Below are 22,432 nucleotides of genomic sequence, written 5' to 3'. Positions count from 1 at the left end.
GATCGCTCCGAACAACACTGACAAGTAATGTCAGTTGTCCAGTAACAATCTCAAAGGAAACCTCTTGACGAGGTTCATAAATTTACTGGCTATTCGGCACGCTGTTGAGTTCTCAAAGAACACGCGCACATCATCACGCACCGCTCGCGCGGCTCGATCCGAGGCTTGTGATTCAGCTAAAGCTTGTAGTGGAAACCAGACGCCCCGGTCGCAACGGCTCAGACGAGCCTGGACTGGGTCTTCCGTTCCGAGGTCACCCACTCTACCACGTTAGCGGGAGCTTGGTTCGTGACCTGCCGCACTCCGTTCCGGTGTTCCCGGCCCGTTCCGTGCTGACATGGAGAAAGTTACACGCACCCGAACCAGAGGTCAAATCGGGGGCGCAGCACCACGCCACAGGCTGAAACCGCAGGTCAGCAGCCCGTGCCGCAGTCCACCCCACGCTATCCGACCCGGTCCACGCGCAACAGTGTGACCGCGATCACACTCGAACAAGGCGAAGGCCGCCGGTCCAGGTGGGACCGACGGCCTTCGACGTCACGCCGCGTACGAGCGGTTCGCGCAGGTCAGACCTGCACCCGCACCCCGGCGGTGTTGCGCTTGCCGCGCCGGACGACCAGCCACGCCCCGTGGAGCAGGTCCTCCTTGGCGGGCACCCACTCCTCGTCGGTGACCTTCGAGTTGTTCACGTACGCGCCGCCCTCCTTCACGGTGCGCCGCGCCGCGCCCTTGCTCTCCGCCAGCCCGGAGCTGACGAGCAGGTCAACGATGGTCGGCCCGTCGGCCAAGCGAACCTCGCCGGTCGGTGCCTCGGCCATCGCGGCCTCCAGCGTCGACAGGTCCAGCTCGCGCAGCTCGCCCCGGCCGAACAAGGCCTGGCTCGCCGCGATGACCTGCCGGGTCTCGTGCTCGCCGTGCACCAGGTTGGTGAACTCCTCCGCCAGCTTCTTCTGCGCGGCCCGCAGGTGCGGCGCCTCGGCGGTCTGCCGCTCCAGCTCGGCGATCTCCTCCTGGGACAGGAAGGTGAACAGCCGCAGGTAGCGCAGCACGTCGGCGTCGCCCACGTTCACGAAGTACTGGTACCAGGCGTACGGCGAGGTCATCTCGGGGTCGAGCCACACGTTGCCGCCGCCGGTGGACTTGCCGAACTTGCGGCCCTCGGCGTCGGTCACCAGCGGCGCGGTCAGCGCGTGCACGGACTTGCCGTCGACCTTCCGGACCAGGTCGACGCCGCCGATGATGTTGCCCCACTGGTCGGAGCCGCCCACCTGGAGCGTGGTGCCGTACTTCCGGTTGAGCTGGAGGTAGTCGTGCGACTGCAGGAGCAGGTAGCTGAACTCGGTGTAGGACATGCCGTCGCCTTCGAGGCGGCGCTTGACCGTCTCGCGGGCGAGCATGACGTTGATCGAGAAGTGCTTGCCGACGTCGCGCAGGAACTCCAGCACCGAGACGTTCCCGGTCCAGTCCAGGTTGTTGACCACGATCGCGCCGGTGGGGCCGTCGTCGAACTCGACGAACCGCTCGAGCTGGCCGCGGATGCGCCCGGCCCACTCCGCGACGGTGTCCAGCGAGTTGAGCGTGCGCTCCGCCGTGTCGCGCGGGTCGCCGATCATGCCCGTGGCGCCGCCCGCCAGGACGATCGGCCGGTGCCCGGCGCGCTGGAAGCGGCGCAGCATGAGCAGCGGGACGAGGTTGCCGGCGTGCAGGCTGGGCGCGGTCGGGTCGAACCCGGCATAGAGGGTGAGCGGGCCCGCGTCGAGGTCCCCGCGCAGGGCGTCGAGGTCGGTGGACTGCGCGATCAGGCCGCGCCAGGACAGCTCATCGAGGATGTGCTCGCTCACGGGAGGCCATTCTCCTCCACCTGGTCAAAGCGGTTTGAGGCGGTGTCCGCGCCGGGTAGTCGCCCTGAGGGCTCTAGTGAGAGGACCGCGGCGATGACCTACCCGAACCACGACCGACGTCCCGCTGACCGTCCGACCGAGTTCGTGACCCCGGCCGAGCCGGTGTACTCGCGGGAGGAAGAGGTCGTCGAGCGCGGTGACGGCCGGGTGCGCGCGGTGCGCGTGGTGTGCGCCGTGATCGACCTGCTGTGCTGGTTGTTCGCGATCGTGCTGGCGATCCACATCTTCCTGGTGATCGGCGGGGCCAACCCGGCGAACGGGTTCGCGCAGATGATCGACTCGTGGTCGGCGGGGGTGTCGTTGGGCCTGCGCGACCTGTTCACGCCCGCGAGCGCCGGGCTGCGGACGTTGCTGAACGACGGTCTGGCCGCGTTGCTGTGGCTGCTGATCGGCGCGGTGCTGACCAACGTGATCACCCGGGTCGCGCTGCCCGCGCACGAGCGGCGCGTGTGGTACCGGCGGACGGTGCGCTAGTCACCGCCCGATGAGGTGGGCGACGGCGGCCTCCTCGATCGCCCGCAGGTCGTCCGGGGTGAAGCCGCGGCCGGTGAAGCGGGCGACGGCGGTGAGGCCGCGCGCCTTCTTGTGCCGGGCGCCGTGCAGGTCGGCGACGAGGTCGGCGATGGCGTCCGGCACGTGGTGGGTCGCCCACGGCTCGAACGCGGCCAGGAGGCGGCCGCGTTCGGCGAAGGAGAGCTTGGTGACCGCGTTGACGTTCCAGAACATGCTCGCGGCCCGCCCGTGCTCCGACAGCGCGGCCAGGACCTGGGCGTTCGCGCCCCGGTAGCCGTTGTGCTCGACGGTGACGACCGTGCCGTCGACCTCGTGGACGGCCACCCACGGTCGCGGGTCGTGGCCGAGCAGCAGGTCGCGCAGTGAGGCGGTGCCGGTGGCGTCGAAGGCGGCCAGGACGCGGTCGACGGTCGAGCCGGTGATCACGGTGACGGTGGCGGCGTCGCTGATCGGGCTGCGTTCGACCCACCGGTGCGCGGCATGGGGCGGTTCGGTGGTGTCGAGGCGCTTGATCACGTGCTCGGGCGCGGGCGGGGCCTCCCACACGGCCAGGTGGTAGGCCTCGGCGTCGTTGCCGTCACGGCCGCGGGCGTGCACGCGGACGCGGTAGTCGCCCGGCCACGGCGGGGTGGCGGCGTGGTGGCGTTGCCGGCGTCCCGGTCGGCCCGGGATGCGCGCGTCGCCGCGCTCGGCGCGCCAGCTCAGCTCGACCACCTCGTCCCACCACTCGAGGTCTTCGTCGGGTGGGCCGGTCAGGACGCTGAGCTGGACGTCGACCGGGTGGTCGGCGGCGGTGCGGACGGCGATGCCGCCGGGCGTGGTGGTGACGAGGCCGTTGGCGGAGAAGTCGGGCGCGACCGGGGTGCCCGCTTCGGCTTCGGTCAGGGTGAAGTGGTGGTCGCGGACCGGCACGTGGCCGTGGGACACCACGGGGAAGCGGTAGTCGGCGCGGTGCCGGGCTCGGCTGGCCTCGGTCAGCGCGGCGGGTCGGGGCGTGCGCGACAGGTGCAGGGCGGTGACGCCGAGCGCGACCCCGACGACGGCTGCCGGGGTGGCCGCGTCGAGTTCGTGCAGGACGGCGTGCGCGGTGACGAGGGCCAGGGCGAGGTGGGGTGTGGCGTGCCGGGCGGCGAGCGCGCTTTCGGCTCGGGCTTCGGGGCTGGGGTGCGGGCTCGGGGCCGCGGCCTTGTCCACGTCGGCGGTGAGCGCGCGGGGGTCGAAGTGGGCGGACAGGGCGGGGTGGTGGCGCAGGCGGTCGACCAGGGTGGCGATCTCGTGGGCGACGCCGGGCCGCAGCGCGTCCAGCATCGTCACCGCGGTCGACGTCTCGCTGTCACCACCGGTGCCGACCACGGCGAACGCCCCGGTGACAGGGGCGGGCGCCCGCACCAGGCCGTGGGAGTGGGTCGGCAGGTCGGCCAGCCGCAGTTCCAGCGCGCCCAGTACCCGTTCGGCGAGCAGCGGCCCGAGCCGGCGCAGCGCCTCCGCCGCCGTCGTCGTCGGTTCCGGCGTGGGTCCGAGGCGGCCCAGGGTGGCGGCGGGCGTGGGCGGGATGCGGTCCGCCACGGCGGGCAGGTGGGCGGCGATCACGGTGGCGAACGCGTCGATCTTCCCCATGGGCCCATCCTGGCACTACCGACCGTCACGGAAGTGTCACTCGGGCGCGCAGGGGTTTGCCCCGGCTGGCCAATTGTCCTCGTGCCGTTCGGCGACGAAGTTTGCTTCCGTGGCCAGCGACTTGCAGCGGAAGAAGACCTCCATCGTGTTCACCGCCATGGACTCGAACGGTGACGGGTTCCTCGAGCGGGCCGATTTCGAGGCGTTGACCGACCGGTGGGCGCACATCCGGGGCGGGGCCGACGACGGTCGGTTGCGGGAGATCATGATGGGGTGGTGGGAGACGCTGCGGTCGGCGTCGGACCACGACCGCGACGACAAGGTCACCGTGGACGAGGTGCTGTCCGTGGTCAGCGACCTGGGCACGATGCTCGACCTGGTGGTGGCCACGGCGGAGTCGATGTTCGAGGCGGTCGACGAGGACGGCGACGGCGAGATCTCCGCGGCCGAGTACGGTCGGATGATCCACGCCTGGACCGGCGACGACGCGCCGACCGACGAGGCGTTCGCCCGGCTGGACCTCGACGGCGACGGCTCGATGTCGAAGTCCGAGTTCGTCCGGCACTGGGTGGAGTTCTGGGCGGGCGACGACGCGGACGCGCCCGGCACCCACGTCTTCGGCGAGGTCTAGCGGGGTTCGGGGGCCGAGGCGACGACGCGGGTGCGGCGGGTGCCCCGGCGGTAGGTGCTGACGGCGGGCGAGTCGATCCAGAAGCGCCACGGCACGTCCACCGCCACGGCGACGCCGACGCGCGGGCCGGTGCGGATGTCGGAGTGGTCCACCGGGTCGCCCGCGAGCAGCCGCACGGTCGCGCCCGGCGCGGTCAGGTCGACCCCGTTGTGGCCGCGGTCCAGGCCGAGGACGCTGGTCAGGCGGGCCGGGCCCTTGGCCAGTTCGGCGGTGCTGCGCGCGGCGGGTCGGCGGGCGTGCGCCAGCGCCGACCCGGTGACCACCTCGCCGGCCCGCAGCAGCACCGCGCCGGGCACGCCGTCGGTCAGCGTCACCACGTTGGCGCAGAAGTGCATGCCGTAGACGAAGTAGACGTAGAGGCGTCCGGCCGGGCCGAACATGACGTCGTTGCGCGGGGTGCGGCCGCGGTAGCAGTGCGACGCCGGGTCGTCGCCGCCCCGGTACGCCTCGACCTCGACGATCCGCACGCCGACCACGCCCTCGTCGGTGGTCGACTCGATGACGCCGCCGAGCAGGAGCCGCGCGGCGTCGACCGGGTCGACGGCGAGCTCCTGCTCGGTGAACTGCCTAGGCGTTGCGGGCAACGGAGACCTTGTCGCGCAACCTCTTCAACTGCTCGGCGACCCGGTCGGGTGCGGTGCCGCCGTGCGCGTCCCGTGACGCGATGGACCCTTCCACGGTCAACACGCTACGCACTTCGGGCGTCAACGCGGGCGAGATCGTGGCGAACTCCTCATCGGTGAGCTCCTCCAGCCCGACGCCGCGCCCCTCGGCGACCCGGACGCACTCGCCCGCCGCCTCGTGCGCCACCCGGAACGGCACGCCCTGCCGCACCAGCCACTCGGCGATGTCGGTGGCCAGGGTGAACCCGGCGGGGGCCGCCGCCGCCATGCGCTCGGTGTCGAACCGCATGGTGGCGATCATCCCGGCCAGGGCGGGCAGCAGCAGGTCCAGTTGCTCGACCGAGTCGAACAGCGGCTCCTTGTCCTCCTGCAGGTCGCGGTTGTAGGCCAGCGGCTGGGCCTTCAGCGTGGCCAGCAGGCCGGTCAGGTTGCCGATGAGCCGGCCGGACTTGCCGCGGGTCAGCTCGGCGACGTCGGGGTTCTTCTTCTGCGGCATGATCGAGCTGCCGGTGGCCCAGGCGTCGTCCAGCACGGCGAAGCGGAACTCCGCGGTCGTCCAGATGATCACCTCTTCGGCGATGCGGGACAGGTCGACGCCGATCATGGCGAGCACGAACGCGATCTCGGCGGCGAAGTCGCGCGACGCGGTGCCGTCGATGGAGTTCTCCACCGGCCCGTCGAAGCCCAGCTCGGCGGCCACCGCGGCCGGGTCCAGGCCCAGCGACGAGCCGGCCAGCGCGCCCGAGCCGTACGGCGACAGGGCGGTGCGCTTGTCCCAGTCGTGCAGCCGGTCGACGTCGCGCAGCAGCGCCTGGCCGTGCGCCAGCAGGTGGTGCGCGAGCAGCACGGGCTGCGCGGACTGCAGGTGCGTGCGGCCGGGCATGACCGCGGTGGCGTGCGCGGACGCCTGGTCGGCCAGCGCCTCGACGACGTCCAGCACGCCCGCGGCGACCCGGCGGGCGGCGTCGCGCAGCCACATCCGGAACAGCGTGGCGACCTGGTCGTTGCGGGACCGGCCGGCGCGCAGCTTGCCGCCCAGCTCCGGTCCGGCGCGTTCGATCAGGCCGCGTTCCAGCGCGGTGTGCACGTCCTCGTCGGCGGGCGTCGGGGTGAACGCGCCGGACGCCACGTCGGCTTCCAGGGCGTCCAGCGCCGCCAGCATGCGGTCCAGCTCGTCGTCGGCCAGCAGGCCGGCCCGGTGCAGCACGCGGGCGTGCGCGCGGGAACCCCTGATGTCGTACGGGGCGAGTCGCCAGTCGAAGTGCGTCGACGCGGACAGCCGCGCCATCGCCTCCGCCGGTCCTCCGGCGAACCGGCCACCCCACAATGAGCTCACGTGATCGAATCCCTCTTCGCGGCGATCTTGGTCGGCAGGCCGCGCGGTGGCGCGCAGCCCGGGGCCGGCGGCTCCTCGCCGCGCCGGGCGGCGACGACCGCGCGGCCACCATGCAGCACGAGCCGGACCTCGCCGGACACGTGCCGCTGGGTGTCGTCGATGAAGCTGTCCAACGCCTGCTTGAGCGGCGAGAACCACAGGCCTTCGTGCACCAGTGCACCCCAGCGCCGCTCGACCTGCCGCTTGAAGCGGACCAGGTCGGGCTCCAGGGTGACGTCCTCCAACTGTTGGTGAGCGGTGGTCAACGCGCTCGCGCCGGGCGTGTCGTAGGCGGGGACGCCGGTCAGCCGGCCGACCCCCGACACGCCCGCCCTCCGGTTCAGCTCCCGGACGGCCTGCGGCATGGTCACGGTCTCGCCGTCGATGGCGACCGGCCTGCCCCGGTCGAACGTGACGACGAGCTCGTCCGGGTCGCCCGGCTCGATCCGGCCGACCGGTCGGTGGTCCGCCCGCTCGTCGGCCGGTGCGACGGTGAGGACCGTCAGGTCGGGTGCGAGGGCGGCGACTCCGGCCTCGAAGCGGGTGCGGTCGGCGCCGGCGCGGTCGTGCGCCACGGTCGTCACGCCGAACCTGCGGGCGGTCTCGACCACGTGCTCGGCGACCAGCGGCGCGAACAGCGCCGACGCCGACCGCAACGCGTTCGCGCGCAGCGCGGGCAGGCAGTAGCGGTCGGCGAACTCGTCGCGGGCCTCGGCGACCACCGCGTCGACCGCGCCGCCGTCCAGCGCCCGGCGGCGCAGCTCCTCCGGGTCCTCGCCCCGACCGGGGTCCACCACGACCGCGACGACCTCGGCCCGCCCGGCCAGCAGGCGCAGCGCGTCCGACCCGTCGGAGCAGGCCAGGACGACCCGCTCACTCATGGGGCTCGGCCTGCCGCTGCTGGTCCTCACCCGCGGCCAGCGCGGTCACGCGGACGGCCAGGTCCGCGCCGGTGAGCGGTTCCCGCGCCACGGCGAGGATGGTGTCGTCACCGGCGATGGTGCCGACGATGTCGTGCAACGCCGCCCGGTCCAGCGCGCTGGCCAGGAACTGGGCCGCGCCCGGCGGGGTGCGCAGCACGGCCAGGTTGCCCGAGTGGTCCACCGACACCAGCAGTTCGCCGAGCAGCCGGGTCAGGCGGGACGTGCCGCCCTGCACGCCGCGCACCGGGCTGCCGTCCTCGGGGATGACGTAGACGGGCGCGCCGCCGTCGGGTCCGCGCAGCTTGACCGCGCCCAGCTCGTCCAGGTCGCGCGACAGCGTGGCCTGGGTGACCTCGATGCCCTCCACCGCGAGCGTCTTCGCCAGCTCCGACTGGCTGCGGATGGCGCGTTGCGAGATCAGCTCGACGATGCGGGCCTGGCGCGCGGTCCTGGTCATCGCGACTGCTCCAGCAGCCACACCAGCAGCGCTTTCTGGGCGTGCAGCCGGTTCTCGGCCTCGTCCCACACGGCGCTGTTCGGGCCGTCCAGCACGTCGTCGGTGATCTCCTGGCCGCGGTGCGCGGGCAGGCAGTGCAGCACGGTCGACTTCACGCCGGTCGCGGCCACCAGGTCGGCGTTGAGCTGGTAGGGCCGGAACGGGCGCGTCCGGTCGCGGCCGTCGTTCTCCTGGCCCATCGACGTCCACGTGTCGGTGACCAGCACGTCCGCGCCGTCCACCGCCTCACGCGGGTCCTCGATCACGGTCACGGAGCCGCCGGTGTCCGCGGCGCGCTTGCGGGCGTCGTCGAGCACCCACGGCAGCGGCTGGAACAGCGCCGGCGCGGCGATCCGGACGTGCATGCCCGCCGTGACGCCGCCGAGCAGCATCGAGTGGGACATGTTGTTCGCGCCGTCGCCGAGGTAGGTGACGGTGAGGCCGGCGAGCTTGCCGTGCACGCGCCGGATGGTCTGCAGGTCGGCCAGCACCTGGCACGGGTGGAACTCGTCGGTCAGCGCGTTGATCACCGGGATGCGGGACACCGACGCCATCGCGTCGATGCGCTTCTGCGCGAACGTCCGCCACACCACCGCCTCGACGTAGCCGGACAGGATGCGGGAGGTGTCCTCGATGGTCTCCTCGCGGCCCAGCTGCATGGACCGGCCGTCGATGATCACCGGGTTGCCGCCGAGCTGGGCGATGCCCACCTCGAACGACAGCCGGGTGCGGGTGGAGTTCTTCTCGAAGATGACCGCCACGGACTTGGGCCCGGCCAGCGGCTTGGCCGTCATCCGGTCGGCCTTGTAGTCGTCGGCGAGGTCGAGGACCGCCGCCTGCTCGTCGGGGGTCAGGTCGTCGTCACGCAGGAAGTGGCGCACCATCACGGCTCCTGGCCTGGGGAGGGGAGGAACGACGGCAGGTCGGCCACCAACCGGTGGGCGTCCGCCTCGTCCAGCACCAGCGGCGGCGCCAGGCGGATGACGTCGGGCTGAATGGGGTTGATCAAGTAACCGGCCTGCTGCGCGGCCGCCGCGGCCTTCGCCGAGACCGCCTCGCGCAGCGTGATGCCGAGCAGCAGGCCGGCGCCCCGCACACCGGAGATGAGCGGGTGGTCCAACGCCTCGACACCGGTCGCGATCTCCTTGCCGACCGCGGAGGTGTGCTCCAGCAGGCCGTCGGCGGCGATCGTGTCCAGCACCGCGAGCGCGGCGGCGCAGCACACCGGGTTGCCGCCGAACGTGGTGCCGTGCTGGCCGGGCTCGAACAGGTCCTTGGCCGCGCCGACCGCGACGCACGCGCCCAGCGGCAGCCCGCCACCCAGGCCCTTGGCCAGCGTGAACACGTCGGGCACGACGCCCGCCTGCTGGAACGCGAACCAGGTGCCCAGCCGGCCGACGCCGGTCTGCACCTCGTCGAGGACGAGCAGCGCGCCGTGCTCCGCGGTGATCCGGCGGGCCGCCTGGAGGTAGCCCTCGGGCGGCACGACCACGCCGTTCTCGCCCTGGATCGGCTCCACGAAGAACGCGGCGGTGTCGTCGTCGATCGCCGCTTCCAGCGCGGCCACGTCGCCGAACGGGACGTGCACCACGCCGGGCACCAGCGGTTCGAACGGCTCGCGCTTGCCGGGCTGGCCGGTCAGCGCCAGCGCGCCCATGGTGCGGCCGTGGAAGCCGCCGTCGGTCGCCACGACCTTGGTGCGGCCGGTGCGGCGGCTGAGCTTGAACGCGGCCTCGTTGGCCTCCGCGCCGGAGTTGCAGAACAGCACCCGCCCGTCACCGTCCACCCCGGACAGGTCGAGCAGCCGTTCGGCGAGCTTCAGCGCGGGCTCGTTGATGTAGAGGTTGGACGTGTGGCCGATCCGGCCGATCTGCTCGGTCACCGCGGCCACGATCGCCGGGTGGGCGTGACCGAGGGCGTTGACCGCGATCCCGGTCAGCAGGTCCAGGTACCGGTTGCCGTCGGCGTCCCACACGTACGCGCCCTCGCCGCGGGTCAGCGTGAGGCCGGGCGTGCCGTAGTTGTTCATCATGGCGGCCTGCCACCGCCGCTGGTGCTCGCTCATGCCTCGTCCTCCCCAGACCGGTCGCCGACCTCGCCGGCGGTCACCATCGTTCCGACGCCTTCGGACGTGAAGACCTCCAGCAGCACCGAGTGGGCCAGCCTGCCGTCGATCACGTGCGCCTCGGGGACGCCGCCGCGCACCGCGCGCAGGCACGCCTCCATCTTCGGCACCATGCCGCTGTCGAGGTCCGGCAGCATCTTCTCCAACTGGTCGGCGTGCACCCGGTGCAGCAGCGAGCCCTTGTCGGGCCAGTCCGCGTACAGGCCCTCGACGTCGGTCAGCACGACCAGCTTCTCGGCCTTCAGCGCCACGGCCACCGCGCCCGCCGCGGTGTCGGCGTTGACGTTGTGCACCACGCCGTCGACGTCCGGCGCGACCGTGGACACGACCGGGATGCGGCCCGCGCGCACGATGTCCAGCACCGCGTCGGGGTTGACGTCGACGATGTCGCCGACCAGGCCGATGTCGACCGGCTCGCCGTCCACCACGGCCGGTCGGCGGGCGGCGGTGAGCAGGTGGGCGTCCTCGCCGGACAGCCCGACCGCCAGCGGGCCGTGGGAGTTGATCAGGCCGACCAGCTCGCGCTGCACCTGGCCGACCAGCACCATGCGCACCACGTCCATCGCCTCGGGCGTGGTGACGCGCAGGCCGCCGCGGAACTCGCTCTCGATGCCCAACCGCTTGAGCATGGCGGCGATCTGCGGGCCGCCGCCGTGCACCACGACCGGGTGCAGGCCGGCCAGCTTGAGGAACACCATGTCCTGCGCGAACGCGCGCTTCAGCTCGCCGTCCACCATGGCGTTGCCGCCGTACTTGACGACGACGATCGCGCCCCGGAACCGCTGCAACCAGGGCAGCGCCTCGATCAGGATCCCGGCTTTGACCTGTGGCGTGATCACGAGCTGTACGCGCTGTTCTCTTCGACGTAGGCGTGCGACAGGTCCGTGGTCAGCACGGTCGCGGTGCCGTCGCCCAGGTTCAGGTCGACCACGATCTCGACGTCGCGGCCGGACAGGTCGGCCTCGCCGCGGTCGGCGGCCTTGTGGCCGTCGGCGAACAGCGTCACGCCGTTGATCGCGATGCCCAGCCTGTGCTGGTCCACGGTGGCCTGCGAGCGGCCGACGGCCATCGCGATCCGGCCCCAGTTCGGGTCGGAGCCGAACAGGGCGGTCTTGACCAGGTTGTCCTCGGCGACGGTCTTGGCGACCACGACGGCCTCGGCTTCGGTGAGCGCGCCGTTGACCGTGATGGAGACCTCCTTGGTCACGCCTTCCGCGTCCCCCTGGAGCTGCTTGACCAGGTCCTTCGCCACGGCGGTGAGCACGTCGGCGAACTGCTCGGCGGTCGGCGTGACGCCGGAGGCGCCGGAGGCGAGGACCAGCACGGTGTCGTTGGTGGACGTGCCGCCGTCCACGTCGAGCCGGTCGTAGGTCTTGGCGGTGACCGCGCGCAGGGCGGCGTCGAGGGCGTCGCCGTCGATCACCGCGTCGGTGGTGATGACGCTGAGCATCGTGGCCATGTTCGGCGAGAGCATGCCCGCGCCCTTGACGAACCCGCCAACCGACCAGCCGTCGGGGTGGTCCTGCCAGCACTGCTTGGGATGGCTGTCGGTGGTCATCACGGCGGTGGCGGCGTCGAGGTCGGCCCGGTCGCCCGCGGCGAGCTGCCCGGCCGCCTTCTCCACGCCCGCCTTGACGTTGTCCATCGGCAGGCGCTCGCCGATCAGGCCGGTGGAGCACACCGCGACCTCGATCGCGCCGACGCCCAGCACCTCGGCGACCTTCTCCGCGGTGGCGTGGGTGTCCTGGAAGCCCTCGGGGCCGGTGCACGCGTTCGCGCCGCCGGAGTTGAGCACGACGGCGTGCAGCTTGCGCTCCTTGAGCACCTGCTGCGACCACAGCACGGGCGCGGCCTTCACCTGGTTGGTGGTGAAGACGCCCGCGGCGGCCTGGCCCGGCCCCTCGTTGACGACCAGCGCCAGGTCCAGCGCGCCGGACTCCTTGATGCCGGCGGCGACACCCGCGGCCTTGAAGCCGGACGGTCCGGTCACGCCCTTGTTGCGGTTCACGGAGCTACTCCCACGGTGGACAGGCCGGTGGTCTCCGGCAGGCCGAGCGCCAGGTTCATGCACTGCACCGCCGCGCCCGCGGTGCCCTTCGCCAGGTTGTCGATCGCGGCGACCACGACCAGCCGGTTCGCGTCGCGGTCGACGGCCACCTGGAGCTGGACGGCGTTCGAGCCGAGCACCGCGCCCGTGGTCGGCCAGTGGCCTTCCGGCAGCAGGTGCACGAACGGCTCGTCGGCGTAGGCCTTCTCGTAGGCGGCGCGGACGTCCGCGTCACCGTCCACGAGGGTGGCCGTGCAGGTCGCCAGGATGCCGCGCGGCAACGGCGCGAGCACGGGCGTGAACGACACCTTCACCGGCCCGCCGGCGACCTGGGACAGGTTCTGGGCGATCTCGGGGGTGTGCCGGTGCGTGCCGCCGACGCCGTAGGCGCTGAGCGAGCCCATCACCTCGGAGCCGAGGAGGTTCGGCTTGAGCGACTTGCCCGCGCCGGACGTGCCGGACACCGCGACGACCGTCACCTCGGGCTCGACCAGGCCCATGGCGGGGGCCAGGGCCAGGGACGACACGGTCGGGTAGCAGCCGGGCACGGCGACGCGGCGCGTGCCGCGCAGCCGGTCGCGGTGACCGGGCAGCTCGGGCAGGCCGTACGGCCAACTGCCCGCGTGCGTGCCGCCGTACCAGCGGTCCCAGGCGGTGGGGTCGGTGAGCCGGTGGTCCGCGCCGCAGTCGATCACGAGGACGTCCTCGCCCAGCTGCGCGGCGATCTCGGCCGAGCGGCCGTGCGGGAGGGCGAGGAAGACGACGTCGTGGCCTTCGAGGGTGTCGGCGGTCGTCTCCTCCAGCACGCGGTCGGCCAGCGGCAGCAGGTGCGGCTGGTGGGCGAACAGGGTCGAGCCCGCGTTGCCGCCGGCGGTGAGCGCGCCGATCTCCACGTCCGGGTGACCGAGCAGGAGGCGCAGCACCTCTCCCCCGGCGTACCCGCTGGCCCCGGCGACCGCGATCCGTACCGTCATGCGGATAAGTATGCACGCTGATGCAAAGTCACTCAAATCCCTTTCGGCGTTCCGCGAATACCGGGGCGCGGTTCCCCGAAGTCGTGCTTTCCTGTAGGGGAACTGGGGGGTTCATCGTGATGCACGCTTCGCACGACCGCGTTCGGGGGCAATCCTCATCCGGCCGACGGGACCGGCGCGCCGGCGGACCGGACCGGCCGACCGCGCCGCCCTGGGCGAAGGCACTGGTCTGGGTCGGTGTGCTCGCCGCGATCGTGGGGCTCACCGTGATCGGGCTGGACGTGGTGTGCGACTCCGCGCCGCGCCCCGACCCCGCCGCCGTGAGCGCCGACGGCTTCCCGGGCCGCGACCCGTTCCCGGGCGCGTCGATCCGGGGTGACGACCGGTTCGACGTCTCCACGGCGACCGCGACCCGGGGGCGGCCGGCGCGGTCGGGCGACGCGGGCTTGGGGATCGCGCTGCTGGTCACGGGCCTCGCGCTCGCCGCCGTCGCGGGCTTGGCGCACGCCCGTCGCCGCCGTCACCAGGTCACCGGCAGCGCCGCGAGACCGTAGACGATCTGCTGCGCGCGGAACGACGGCTCCTCGTCCACGACGCGCAGCCCGGGGAACCGGCGGGCCAGGGCGGGGAACGCGATCCGCATCTCCATCCTGGCCAGCGGCGCGCCCAGGCAGTGGTGCACCCCGTGGCCGAACGCGACGTGGCTGCCCGCGTCCCGGGTGATGTCCAGCCGGTCCGGGTCGGGCACGAGCGCCGGGTCGCGGTTCGCCGCGGCCAACGCGCAGACGACCACCTCACCGGGGCCGATCGTGTGGCCGCCCAGCTCCACCTCGGTGGTCGTCAGCCGCGGCACACCGGTGTGCACGACGGTCAGCCACCGCAGCAGCTCCTCCACCGCGGTGTCGGCGCGGTCGGGCTCCTCGCGCAGCAGCCGCAGCTGGTCGGGGTGGCGCAGCAGGGCGTACGCGCCCAGCCCGAGCATGTTGGCCGTGGTCTCGTGACCCGCCAGGAGCAGCAGGTCCGCCATGCCGACCAGCTCGCGGTCCTCCAGGCCGGCGGACTCGTCGCGCACGAGCACGCCCAGCAGGTCGTCGCCCGGCTCGACCCTGGCCCGGGCGACGAGCTCGGTCAGGTAGGCCCGGGACTCGAGCTGCAGGGCCAGGCGCTCGTCGAACGACAGCGACGCGTCGAAGTACCGCGCGTACCGGTCCTGGAAGGCGTCGCGGTCGGCGTAGGGCACGCCGAGCAGCTCGCAGATCACCAGCGCCGGGATCGGCAGCGCGAAGTCGCGCACCAGGTCGGCCGGCGGGCCCCCGCGCTCGATCGCGTCCAGGCGGTCGTCCACGATGGCGCGCACGCGGGGTTCGAGCCGTCGCATCCGGCGGCCGGTGAACTCCCGCGCCACCAGCCGGCGCAGGCGGGTGTGCTCGGGCGGGTCGTAGGCCAGCATGTTGCCCGGCCGGGCGGCGGCCAGCTCCTCGTCGGTCAGCGCCGGCGCGCCCGGCACCAGGTGGCGCGCGGACTGGGCGAACCGCCGCGCGTCGCCGTAGACCTGCCGGACGTCCTCGATCCGGGTCACCAGCCACACCGGGATGCCCATCAGCGGCGACTCGACCCGGGTGACGCCGTCGCGGTCGCGCACGGCCGAGAGCTCGGCGTCGGGGTCGAACCCGGCCCGGCGCATGTAGAGGGGTGTCGCAGGCGTCGCGGCCATGCCGCCTCCAGCCCTGTCGGGGTCTTGCGAAAAAACGTAGCCACGCGGCGGAGTGGTGCGGCAGCCTTCGCCCGAGTGAGTCGGTGACTACCGAACGTGACCACGAGGGAGTGTGCGCCGATGCGGCTTCGGGCCGTGATCTTCGACTGGCGGGGGACGTTGGTGCTCACGCCGACGTTCCGGGGATGGGTGGCGGAGGCGCTGCGCCGGATCGGCCGCGACCCCGGGCAGGCCGCGGAGGTGATCGCGGCGCTGGACGTGCGCCGGTTGGACGCGCCCGGCGTGGACGCGGACGCCGCGCTGCACCGGGAGGCGTACTACGGGGCGTTCCGGGACGCCGGGTTCGACCCGGAGCTGGCCGACTCGCTGTACGCGATCGAGTCCGACCCGGCGTTCAACCCCTTCGCGGTGGACGCCGGGCCGACGCTGTGGCAGCTGCGCGACGCGGGCGTGCGGATCGGCGTGCTCAGCGACATCCACTTCGACATCCGGCCCGCGTTCGGCGACCTGCCGGTCGAGGCGTTCGTGCTGTCGTTCGAGCACGGCGTGGTCAAGCCCGACCCGGCGATCTTCCGCATCGCGCTGGACGGGCTCGGCGTCGAGCCCGGCGAGGCGCTGATGGTCGGCGACCGCTCGACGCACGACGGCGCGGGCGTGGAGGCCGGCCTGCCCACGCTGCTCGTCCCACCGCTGCGCGACGTGAACGACGCCCGCCTGCACCTGGTGACGAACCTGTTCCGCTGATCAGGCCCCGGCGAAGCGCTCCAGGGCGCGCATCTTGTTCGTGGCGTCCAGCGCGGCCACCTTGTACGCCTCGGACAGCGTCGGGTAGTTGAAAACGGTGTCCACCAGGTAGTCCACCGTGCCGCCGCACGCCATGACCGCCTGGCCGATGTGGACGAGGTCGGTCGCACCCGTGCCGAACAGGTGCACGCCCAGCAACTTGCGGTCCACAGTGGACACCAGCAGCTTGAGCATGCCGTAGGCGTCGCCGACGATCGAGCCGCGCGCCAGCTCGCGGTACCGCGCCAGGCCCACCTCGTACGGCACCGCGGACGACGTCAGCTCGGCCTCCGTCGCGCCGCAGTAGGAGATCTCCGGGATGGTGTAGATCCCGATCGGCTGCAACGCCGACAGCTCGCGCGCCCGTTCGCCGAACGCGTGGTAGGCGGCGAGGCGGCCCTGGTCCATCGACGTGGCGGCCAGCGCCGGGAAGCCGATCACGTCACCGACCGCGTAGATGTGCGGCACGGGCGTGCGGTAGTGCTCGTCCACGGCGAGCCGGCCGCGGTGGTCGGCCTGCAAGCCCGCCTTGTCCAGGTCCAGCGCCTCGGTGTTGCCCTGCCGACCGGCCGAGTACATCACCGCGTCGGCCGGGATGCGCTTGCCGCTGGCCAGCGTGGTGACCGTGCCGGTCTCCGACACGTCGACGTTGACGACCTTCTCCCCGAACCGGAACGTCACCGCGAGGTCGCGCAGGTGGAACTTCAGCGACTCCACGATCTCCGGGTCGCAGAAGTCGAGCATCCGGTCGCGCTGCTCGACCACCGTCACCCGGCTGCCCAGCGCGGCGAACATCGACGCGTACTCGATGCCGATCACGCCCGCGCCCACCACGACCAGCGACGACGGGATCTCCTCCAGGGCCAGCACCTCGTCGGAGTCCAGCACCCGGACCTCGTCGAAGTCGACCTGGTCGGGCCGGGCGGGACGGGTGCCGGTGGCGATCACGACGTGCTCGGCGGTGACCGACTGGTGCTCGCCGCGGTGCGCGCCGTCCACCGCGATCGTGTGCGGGTCGAGGAAGCGGGCCGTGCCCTGGAGCAGGTCGATGTGGTTGCGGTGCAGCTGCGCGCGCACGACCTGGACCTCGCGGCCGATCACGTGCCGCGTGCGGGCGAGCAGGTCGGAGATCGTGATGTCGTTCTTGACCCGGTAGCTCGCGCCGTACAGGTCGCGCTGGCTCATCCCGGTCAGGTACAGCACCGCCTCGCGCAGCGTCTTCGACGGGATGGTGCCGGTGTTCACGCACACACCGCCCACCATGTCGGCGCGGTCCACGATCGCGACCCGCTTGCCGAGCTTCGCGCCCGCGATGGCGGCCTTCTGCCCACCCGGGCCCGAGCCGATCACCAGCAGGTCGTACTCGAACTCGCTCATGGCCAAGAGAATCGCACACAACAGCGCCGCAGAGGGGTTGTCGCCGCTCTACGGTGGCTTCCGTGGACGGACTCGTGACGTCGATCCGGCGGGCGTTGACCGAGGTCGCCGACCCGGCGAAGGCCCCGGCGATGCGGCGGTACATGAAGTCGGACATGCCGTTCCTCGGCGTGCCCAAGCCGGTGCGCGCGCGGGCGCTGGAGGACGTGTTCGCCGCCCACCCGTTCACCTCGCGCGAGGAGTGGGTCGCGGCGGTGCTGGAGGTGTGGCGCGGCGCGGAGTTCCGGGAGGAGCGGTACGCGGCACTGGACCTCGCCGGGCGCCACCCGAGGTGGCGGGGCGTGGACCTGCTGCCGGTGTACGACGAGCTGGTGGTCACCGGCGCGTGGTGGGACTTCGTGGACGAGATCGCGTCACGGCTGGTCGGTCCCCTGCTGCGCGCGTTCCCGGCCGAGGTCACGCCCGTGATGCGCGCTTGGGCGCGGGACGACGACCGGTGGCGGCGACGCGTCTCGGTGATCTGCCAGCTCGGGTCGAAGTCGGCGACGGACCTCGACCTGCTCACCGACGCCATCGAGGCCAACGCCGAGGACCGGGACTTCTTCCTGCGCAAGGGCATCGGCTGGGCGTTGCGGCAGCACTCCCGCGTCGACCCGGACTGGGTGCGGGCCTTCGTCGAGTCGCACCCGGAGCTGTCGGGGCTGTCGAAGCGCGAGGCGCTCAAGCACCTCTAGGCGCGGGCGGCCCGGCCCGAGTACGTCAGCGGGAACACCAGGTCCGTGCACGCGCTCGGCACGTCGTGCGCGATCTGCACGACCATCTCCACCTCGACCGACCCGGACGGCGGGATCGTCACCGGCTCCGCCATCGGCGCCACGGTCAGCACGCTGGACGGGCACCCCGGCACCCGGTGCTGCGCCGCGTCCAACGGCTGGCCCGGCTCGGCCTGCAACGTCAGCACCACGATGTCGACGCTGTTCGGGTTGGACAGCCGCACCACGCGCACGCCCTCGCTGCCCGGCGTCAGCTCGACCGCGCCGCCGCTGACGTCGGTGATCTCGAACGCCTCCAGCTCGGTCACCTCGCCGCCGCTCACCGAGTACGCCATGACTGGCAGCTCCGGTTCCGGCCAGGTCAGGTGCATGGCCGCCACCACGGCGGCGCCCACGCCGAGGATGGTCATGGCGACGGCGACTTCCATCCGCGGGCCCAAGCTGCGCATGAGGCAACCTCACTAGGATTGCTGCTCCAGGCGGTGGGTTCGCCGCTAGCTCCCCGTCGGACCGGCGACCAGACTCGCCCGGCGGTTCATCGCTTCGCCCCTCGGCCCAGCGGGCCGCGAAGCCAATCTTGGAGAACGTTCAACCTGTGCGCAAGGATCTGGCCGACCCGGAAACTAGGGCCTTTGGACCTCTTGACACGCCACGCGACACCGCGTGAACTGCACGTTCACCCTGCCCGCACCCCCAGGTGATTCACCCGGGAGGCGTAGACCCGGACCCGCACCAGTGCGGATCCGGGCCCCCGCGTCAGCCTCTCAGCACCGCGCCGAAGCGCTCCGCCGCGGCGGCCACGGCCGCGTCCCGCGCCGCCGTCGCCTCCTCCACGGTCAACGTGCGGTCCGGCGCCCGGAACCGCAGCGAGTACGCCAGCGACCGCTTGCCCTCGCCGACCTGGTCACCGGTGTAGACGTCGAACAGCCGGATGTCCTCCAGCAACGCGCCACCGCCGCCGCGCAGCACCCGCCCCACCTGCTCGGCGGGCACGTCCACCGGCACGACCACGGCCACGTCCAGCAGCACCGGCGGGTACGCCGACACCACCGGCGCGGGCCGGTGGTCGCTCAACGGCAGCGCGTCGAGGTCCAGCTCCATCGCCACGGTCCGCTTCGGCAGGCCCAGCGCCTCCACGACCTTCGGGTGCAGCTCGCCCGCGTGGCCCACCGGCCAGTCGCCGACCCGCAGCTCCGCGCACCGGCCCGGGTGCCACGGCGCGAGGTCGGAGGCGACCACGGTCAGCTCCACCCCGTAGGCCTGGCCGACCAGCCGCGCGGCCTGCACCGCGTCCGCCCAGTCCGCCTGCCTGCCCTTGCCCCACCAGCCCGCCTGCTCGCGGTGGCCCGCCAGCACGGCCGCCACGTGCACCGGCTGCTGCGGCAGCGCCGCCAGCAACGACGCCACCTGCGCGTCCGACGGCCGTTCGCCCACCCCGACCTGCGGCACCGGGACCTGCTGCGAACGCGGCAGCGTCACCTGCGCGATCGTGTAGACCGCGAGGTCCTTCTGGCCGCGCGCCAGGTTCCGCTGCACGGCCTCCAGCAGGCCCGGCACCAGGGTGGTGGCCAGCGCGTGCTTGTCGGCCTCCAGCGGGTTGAGCACGCTCACCGTGTTGCGCCGCACGTCGCCCTCGGGCAGGCCGAGCGCGCCGAACACCGACGGCGCGACGAACGGGAACGGCTTGACCTCGACGAACCCGTTCTCCGCCAACGCGCGCGACACCGTGCGGCGACGGCGCTGCTGCTCGGTCAACCCCCGACCGGCGGGCGCGGGCGGCAGCGTGGACGGGATCGTGTCGTAGCCCTCCAGCCGCAGCACCTCCTCCACCAGGTCCGCGGGCTGGGTCAGGTCCGCGCGCCACGTCGGCGGGATCGCGGTGACCATGGTCGTGCCGTCGTCACCGGTGGTGACCTCGACCTGGCAGCCGATCTGGCCGAGCCGGCGCGCGGTCACGCCGCGGGCGTAGTTCACCCCGGCGACCCGGTCGGGCAGGTTGATCGGCATCGACACCGGCTTCGGCACCGGCGGCGCGCCCACGTCCGTGCGGCCCGGCTTGATGCTGCCGTCGCCGAACATGTCCAGCAGCCGGGCCGCGCGCTCCAGCGCGACCGGGGCCAGCGCCGGGTCCACCGTGCGCTCGAACCGCTTCGCCGCCTCGCTGGGCAGCTTGTGCCTGCGCACCGTGCGGGCGATGGACGCCGGGTCCCAGTTCGCCGCCTCCAGCAGGATGTCCGAGCTGGTCGACGACACCTCGGTGCTCGCGCCGCCCATCACGCCGGCCAGCGAGATCACGCCGCTGTCGTCGGCGATCACGATGTCGTCCGGGTCCAGCGCGCGGACCTGCTCGTCCAGCGTGGTCAGCTTCTCGCCGGCCGCCGCGCGCCGCACCACCAGGCCGCCCTGGACCTTCGCCGCGTCGAACGCGTGCAGCGGCTGGCCCAGCTCCAGCATCACGTAGTTGGTGACGTCCACCGGCAGCGAGATCGACCGGATGCCCGCCAGCATCAGCCTGCGGCGCATCCACCACGGCGTCGGCGCGGTCGGGTCGACGCCGCTGACCCGCCGGGCCACGAACCGGGGGCACGCGGCCGCGTCCTCGACGGTGACCGGCAGCACCTCGCCCTCGCCCTCGGGCACCTCGGCCGTGCCGGGGTCGCGGTAGGGCACGTCGAACGCGCACGCGATCTCGCGGGCCAGGCCGCGCACCGAGAAGGCGTAGCCCCGGTCGGGGGTCGGCGCGACCTCGATCACGGTGTCGCTCAGGCCGAGCAGCTCCAGCGCGTCGTCACCGGGCTGCGCCGTGCCGCTGGGCAGCACCATGATGCCCGAGTGGTCGTCGCCCAAGCCCAGCTCGGCGGCCGAGCAGATCATGCCGTTGCTGGTGCGGCCGTAGGTCTTGCGGGCGGAGATGGTGAAGTCGCCGGGCAGCACCGCGCCGGGCAGCGCCACCACGACCGTGTCGCCCTCCTGGAAGTTCGACGCGCCGCAGACGATGCCGTTGACCTGGTCCGGGCCGACCTCGACCTGGCAGTAGCGGATCGGCTTCTTGAACTCCGTCAGCTCCTCGATCTCCACCACGCGGCCCGCGACGAGCGGACCGGTGACGGAGTCGAGCTTGTGGACGTCCTCGACCTCGATGCCGATGCGGACGAACGCCTCGGCGAGCTGCTCGGGCGTGGGCGTCTCGGCGAACTCGAGGTTCTCGACCAGCCAGGTAACCGGAATGCGCACCGGTCAGGCCTCCGTTCCGAATGGCTGGGTGAAGCGGACATCGCCTTCGACCATGTCGCGCATGTCGGGCAGGCCGTTGCGGAACTGCAGCGTGCGCTCCAGGCCCATGCCGAACGCGAACCCGGAGTACACGTCGGGGTCCACGCCGCAGTTGCGCAGCACGTTGGGGTTGACCATGCCGCAGCCGCCCCACTCGACCCAGCCCGCGCCGCCCTTCTTCTCCGGGAACCACACGTCCACCTCGGCGGACGGCTCGGTGAACGGGAAGAAGCTCGGCCGAAGGCGGGTCTTGGAGTCCTCGCCGAACATGGCGCGGGCGAACGCGTCGAGCGTGCCCTTCAGGTGCGCCATGGTCAGGCCCTTGTCCACGGCCAGGCCCTCGACCTGGTGGAAGACCGGGGTGTGGGTGGCGTCCAGCTCGTCGGTGCGGAACGTGCGGCCGGGGCACACCACGTAGACGGGCAGCTCGCGGTCCAGCAGGGTGCGGGCCTGCACCGGGCTGGTGTGCGTGCGCAGCACCAGGCCGGAGTCGGCGGGCGCGACGTAGAAGGTGTCCTGCATGGTGCGCGCCGGGTGGTCCTTGCCGAAGTTCAACGCGTCGAAGTTGAACCACTCGGTCTCCAGCTCCGGGCCCTCGGCGACCTCGTAGCCCATGGCCACGAACACGTCGGCGATGCGTTCGGCCAGGGTGGAGATGGGGTGGCGGGCGCCACGCGGCACCCGGTCCCACGGCAGCGTGACGTCGACCGTCTCCTCGCGCAGCACCCGTTCGTCGCGCTCGGCCTGCAACCGGGCGCGGCGCTCCTCGAACGCGACCTTGACCGCGTTCTGCGCCTCGTTCACCCGCTTGCCCGCCTCGGCCTTCGCCGCCGGCGGCAGCGCGCCGATCTCGCGGCGGGCCAGCAGGACGGGCGAGCGGTCACCCAGGTGGCTCGGCTTCACGGCGGCGAGCTCGTCGAGGTCGGCCGCCTTCGCGAACGCCTCCCGAGCCTGCTCGACCGCCGCACCGAGCGCCTCGGGTGAGAGCGCCGCGACCTGCTTGGGGTCGTACGGGTCGTTGGCTCCGGACATGGTTGGTGGACAGCTCCCGTCACGGACAACTGGTGGTCAGCCCTCCACGAGGCACGCGGAGGGGCGGTCCGATCCTAGGTGATCCGCCATCCACCACCCTCACCGCCGTCCGACCAGGCGTTCCCCACCCGTTCGAGTGAACGCGGAGCTAGGCGGGGATGTCCTTGGCGCGAATCCCCTCGGCGCGTTCGAGCA

The 22,432-nt window shown here is 72.6% G+C and carries 21 protein-coding genes; 5 read left to right on the top strand and 16 right to left on the bottom strand.

The window, feature by feature from the left end; all coding sequences use genetic code 11:
* Positions 1-566 precede the first annotated feature (566 nt).
* Complete coding sequence (tyrS, locus tag LZG04_RS04785) at positions 567-1,841, bottom strand: tyrosine--tRNA ligase (protein WP_233813481.1); 1,275 nt, start codon at positions 1,839-1,841, stop codon at positions 567-569.
* Positions 1,842-1,934: 93 nt separating this feature from the next.
* Here tyrS and LZG04_RS04780 point away from each other — a divergent pair, with 93 nt between their 5' ends.
* Complete coding sequence (locus tag LZG04_RS04780; RefSeq protein WP_233813479.1) at positions 1,935-2,375, top strand: hypothetical protein; 441 nt, start codon at positions 1,935-1,937, stop codon at positions 2,373-2,375.
* Here LZG04_RS04780 and LZG04_RS04775 read toward each other — a convergent pair whose 3' ends face one another.
* A complete protein-coding gene (locus LZG04_RS04775; RefSeq protein ID WP_233813477.1) occupies positions 2,376-4,031 on the bottom strand; it encodes a DUF6461 domain-containing protein in 1,656 nt (551 codons plus the stop codon). It lies immediately after the preceding gene.
* 109 nt (positions 4,032-4,140) lie between these two features.
* On the opposite strand from LZG04_RS04775, the gene LZG04_RS04770 reads away from it, so the two are divergent.
* Complete coding sequence (locus tag LZG04_RS04770; RefSeq protein ID WP_233813475.1) at positions 4,141-4,662, top strand: EF-hand domain-containing protein; 522 nt, start codon at positions 4,141-4,143, stop codon at positions 4,660-4,662.
* Here LZG04_RS04770 and LZG04_RS04765 read toward each other — a convergent pair.
* Genes LZG04_RS04765 through argC form a run of 9 tightly spaced genes read right to left on the bottom strand, consistent with a single transcriptional unit; the run spans position 4,659 to position 13,285 of the window.
* Positions 4,659-5,306 (bottom strand): DNA-3-methyladenine glycosylase, encoded by a 648-nt coding sequence (locus LZG04_RS04765; protein ID WP_233813473.1) that lies wholly within the window; start codon positions 5,304-5,306, stop codon positions 4,659-4,661. The two genes, LZG04_RS04770 and LZG04_RS04765, sit on opposite strands and share 4 nt — an antisense overlap.
* The gene (gene argH, locus LZG04_RS04760) at positions 5,290-6,681 is read right to left on the bottom strand and encodes an argininosuccinate lyase (RefSeq protein ID WP_308198948.1); all 1,392 of its coding nucleotides are present in this window, start codon (positions 6,679-6,681) and stop codon (positions 5,290-5,292) included. The genes LZG04_RS04765 and argH overlap by 17 nt, the downstream gene beginning before the upstream one ends.
* A complete protein-coding gene (locus LZG04_RS04755) occupies positions 6,678-7,601 on the bottom strand; it encodes an argininosuccinate synthase domain-containing protein (protein WP_233813471.1) in 924 nt (307 codons plus the stop codon). The genes argH and LZG04_RS04755 overlap by 4 nt, the downstream gene beginning before the upstream one ends.
* The gene (locus LZG04_RS04750; protein ID WP_233813469.1) at positions 7,594-8,100 is read right to left on the bottom strand and encodes an arginine repressor; all 507 of its coding nucleotides are present in this window, start codon (positions 8,098-8,100) and stop codon (positions 7,594-7,596) included. Before LZG04_RS04750 ends, LZG04_RS04755 begins: the two co-directional genes overlap by 8 nt.
* Entirely contained in the window at positions 8,097-9,023 is a 927-nt protein-coding gene (gene argF / locus LZG04_RS04745) for an ornithine carbamoyltransferase (RefSeq protein ID WP_233813467.1), read from the bottom strand. Before argF ends, LZG04_RS04750 begins: the two co-directional genes overlap by 4 nt.
* Positions 9,023-10,204, bottom strand: coding sequence for an acetylornithine transaminase (locus LZG04_RS04740; RefSeq protein ID WP_233813465.1), 1,182 nt, complete (start codon positions 10,202-10,204; stop codon positions 9,023-9,025). The genes argF and LZG04_RS04740 overlap by 1 nt, the downstream gene beginning before the upstream one ends.
* A complete protein-coding gene (gene argB / locus LZG04_RS04735) occupies positions 10,201-11,103 on the bottom strand; it encodes an acetylglutamate kinase (RefSeq protein ID WP_233813463.1) in 903 nt (300 codons plus the stop codon). Before argB ends, LZG04_RS04740 begins: the two co-directional genes overlap by 4 nt.
* Positions 11,100-12,272, bottom strand: a complete 1,173-nt coding sequence (argJ, locus tag LZG04_RS04730) for a bifunctional glutamate N-acetyltransferase/amino-acid acetyltransferase ArgJ (RefSeq protein WP_233813461.1) — start codon at positions 12,270-12,272, stop codon at positions 11,100-11,102. The genes argB and argJ overlap by 4 nt, the downstream gene beginning before the upstream one ends.
* Complete coding sequence (gene argC / locus LZG04_RS04725; protein ID WP_233813459.1) at positions 12,269-13,285, bottom strand: N-acetyl-gamma-glutamyl-phosphate reductase; 1,017 nt, start codon at positions 13,283-13,285, stop codon at positions 12,269-12,271. Before argC ends, argJ begins: the two co-directional genes overlap by 4 nt.
* Positions 13,286-13,524: 239 nt before the next feature.
* On the opposite strand from argC, the gene LZG04_RS04720 reads away from it, so the two are divergent.
* A complete protein-coding gene (locus tag LZG04_RS04720; protein WP_233813457.1) occupies positions 13,525-13,839 on the top strand; it encodes a hypothetical protein in 315 nt (104 codons plus the stop codon).
* Here the strand turns inward: LZG04_RS04720 and LZG04_RS04715 are convergent.
* Entirely contained in the window at positions 13,806-14,999 is a 1,194-nt protein-coding gene (locus LZG04_RS04715) for a cytochrome P450 (protein WP_233813455.1), read from the bottom strand. The two genes, LZG04_RS04720 and LZG04_RS04715, sit on opposite strands and share 34 nt — an antisense overlap.
* A gap of 120 nt (positions 15,000-15,119) precedes the next feature.
* Between LZG04_RS04715 and LZG04_RS04710 the strand changes: the two genes are divergently transcribed.
* Positions 15,120-15,743: an HAD family hydrolase gene (locus tag LZG04_RS04710; RefSeq protein WP_233813452.1), complete on the top strand. Its 624-nt coding sequence runs from the start codon at positions 15,120-15,122 to the stop codon at positions 15,741-15,743.
* Here the strand turns inward: LZG04_RS04710 and sthA are convergent, their stop codons facing one another.
* Entirely contained in the window at positions 15,744-17,159 is a 1,416-nt protein-coding gene (gene sthA, locus LZG04_RS04705) for a Si-specific NAD(P)(+) transhydrogenase (protein ID WP_233813450.1), read from the bottom strand.
* 53 nt (positions 17,160-17,212) lie between these two features.
* Between sthA and LZG04_RS04700 the strand changes: the two genes are divergently transcribed.
* On the top strand, positions 17,213-17,893 hold the full coding sequence (locus LZG04_RS04700; protein ID WP_233813448.1) for a DNA alkylation repair protein: 681 nt from the start codon (positions 17,213-17,215) through the stop codon (positions 17,891-17,893).
* Here the strand turns inward: LZG04_RS04700 and LZG04_RS04695 are convergent.
* The 3 genes from LZG04_RS04695 to pheS all read right to left on the bottom strand — a co-directional run bounded on the left by LZG04_RS04695 (position 17,890) and on the right by pheS (position 22,237).
* Entirely contained in the window at positions 17,890-18,381 is a 492-nt protein-coding gene (locus tag LZG04_RS04695; RefSeq protein WP_233813446.1) for a hypothetical protein, read from the bottom strand. The genes LZG04_RS04700 and LZG04_RS04695 overlap by 4 nt on opposite strands.
* A 307-nt stretch (positions 18,382-18,688) precedes the next feature.
* Positions 18,689-21,166: a phenylalanine--tRNA ligase subunit beta gene (gene pheT / locus LZG04_RS04690; RefSeq protein WP_233813444.1), complete on the bottom strand. Its 2,478-nt coding sequence runs from the start codon at positions 21,164-21,166 to the stop codon at positions 18,689-18,691.
* Positions 21,167-21,169: 3 nt separating this feature from the next.
* Positions 21,170-22,237, bottom strand: coding sequence for a phenylalanine--tRNA ligase subunit alpha (pheS, locus tag LZG04_RS04685; protein ID WP_233813442.1), 1,068 nt, complete (start codon positions 22,235-22,237; stop codon positions 21,170-21,172).
* Positions 22,238-22,432 lie beyond the last annotated feature (195 nt).

Source organism: Saccharothrix sp. S26, assembly GCF_021390395.1.
GTDB lineage: Bacteria > Actinomycetota > Actinomycetes > Mycobacteriales > Pseudonocardiaceae > Actinosynnema.
Note: the sequence above shows the minus strand (reverse complement) of the source record. Positions and strands in the feature narration are given on the sequence as shown.

Excerpts from the sequence above, each read along its gene's own strand:
- LZG04_RS04780 (WP_233813479.1), top strand. The coding sequence starts at position 1,935 with ATGACCTACCCGAACCACGACCGACGTCCCGCTGACCGTCCGACCGAG.
- LZG04_RS04775 (WP_233813477.1), bottom strand. The coding sequence starts at position 4,031 with ATGGGGAAGATCGACGCGTTCGCCACCGTGATCGCCGCCCACCTGCCC.
- LZG04_RS04755 (WP_233813471.1), bottom strand. The coding sequence starts at position 7,601 with ATGAGTGAGCGGGTCGTCCTGGCCTGCTCCGACGGGTCGGACGCGCTG.
- LZG04_RS04750 (WP_233813469.1), bottom strand. The coding sequence starts at position 8,100 with ATGACCAGGACCGCGCGCCAGGCCCGCATCGTCGAGCTGATCTCGCAA.
- argF (WP_233813467.1), bottom strand. The coding sequence starts at position 9,023 with ATGGTGCGCCACTTCCTGCGTGACGACGACCTGACCCCCGACGAGCAG.
- LZG04_RS04740 (WP_233813465.1), bottom strand. The coding sequence starts at position 10,204 with ATGAGCGAGCACCAGCGGCGGTGGCAGGCCGCCATGATGAACAACTAC.
- argC (WP_233813459.1), bottom strand. The coding sequence starts at position 13,285 with ATGACGGTACGGATCGCGGTCGCCGGGGCCAGCGGGTACGCCGGGGGA.
- LZG04_RS04715 (WP_233813455.1), bottom strand. The coding sequence starts at position 14,999 with ATGGCCGCGACGCCTGCGACACCCCTCTACATGCGCCGGGCCGGGTTC.
- LZG04_RS04710 (WP_233813452.1), top strand. The coding sequence starts at position 15,120 with ATGCGGCTTCGGGCCGTGATCTTCGACTGGCGGGGGACGTTGGTGCTC.
- sthA (WP_233813450.1), bottom strand. The coding sequence starts at position 17,159 with ATGAGCGAGTTCGAGTACGACCTGCTGGTGATCGGCTCGGGCCCGGGT.
- LZG04_RS04695 (WP_233813446.1), bottom strand. The coding sequence starts at position 18,381 with ATGCGCAGCTTGGGCCCGCGGATGGAAGTCGCCGTCGCCATGACCATC.
- pheS (WP_233813442.1), bottom strand. The coding sequence starts at position 22,237 with ATGTCCGGAGCCAACGACCCGTACGACCCCAAGCAGGTCGCGGCGCTC.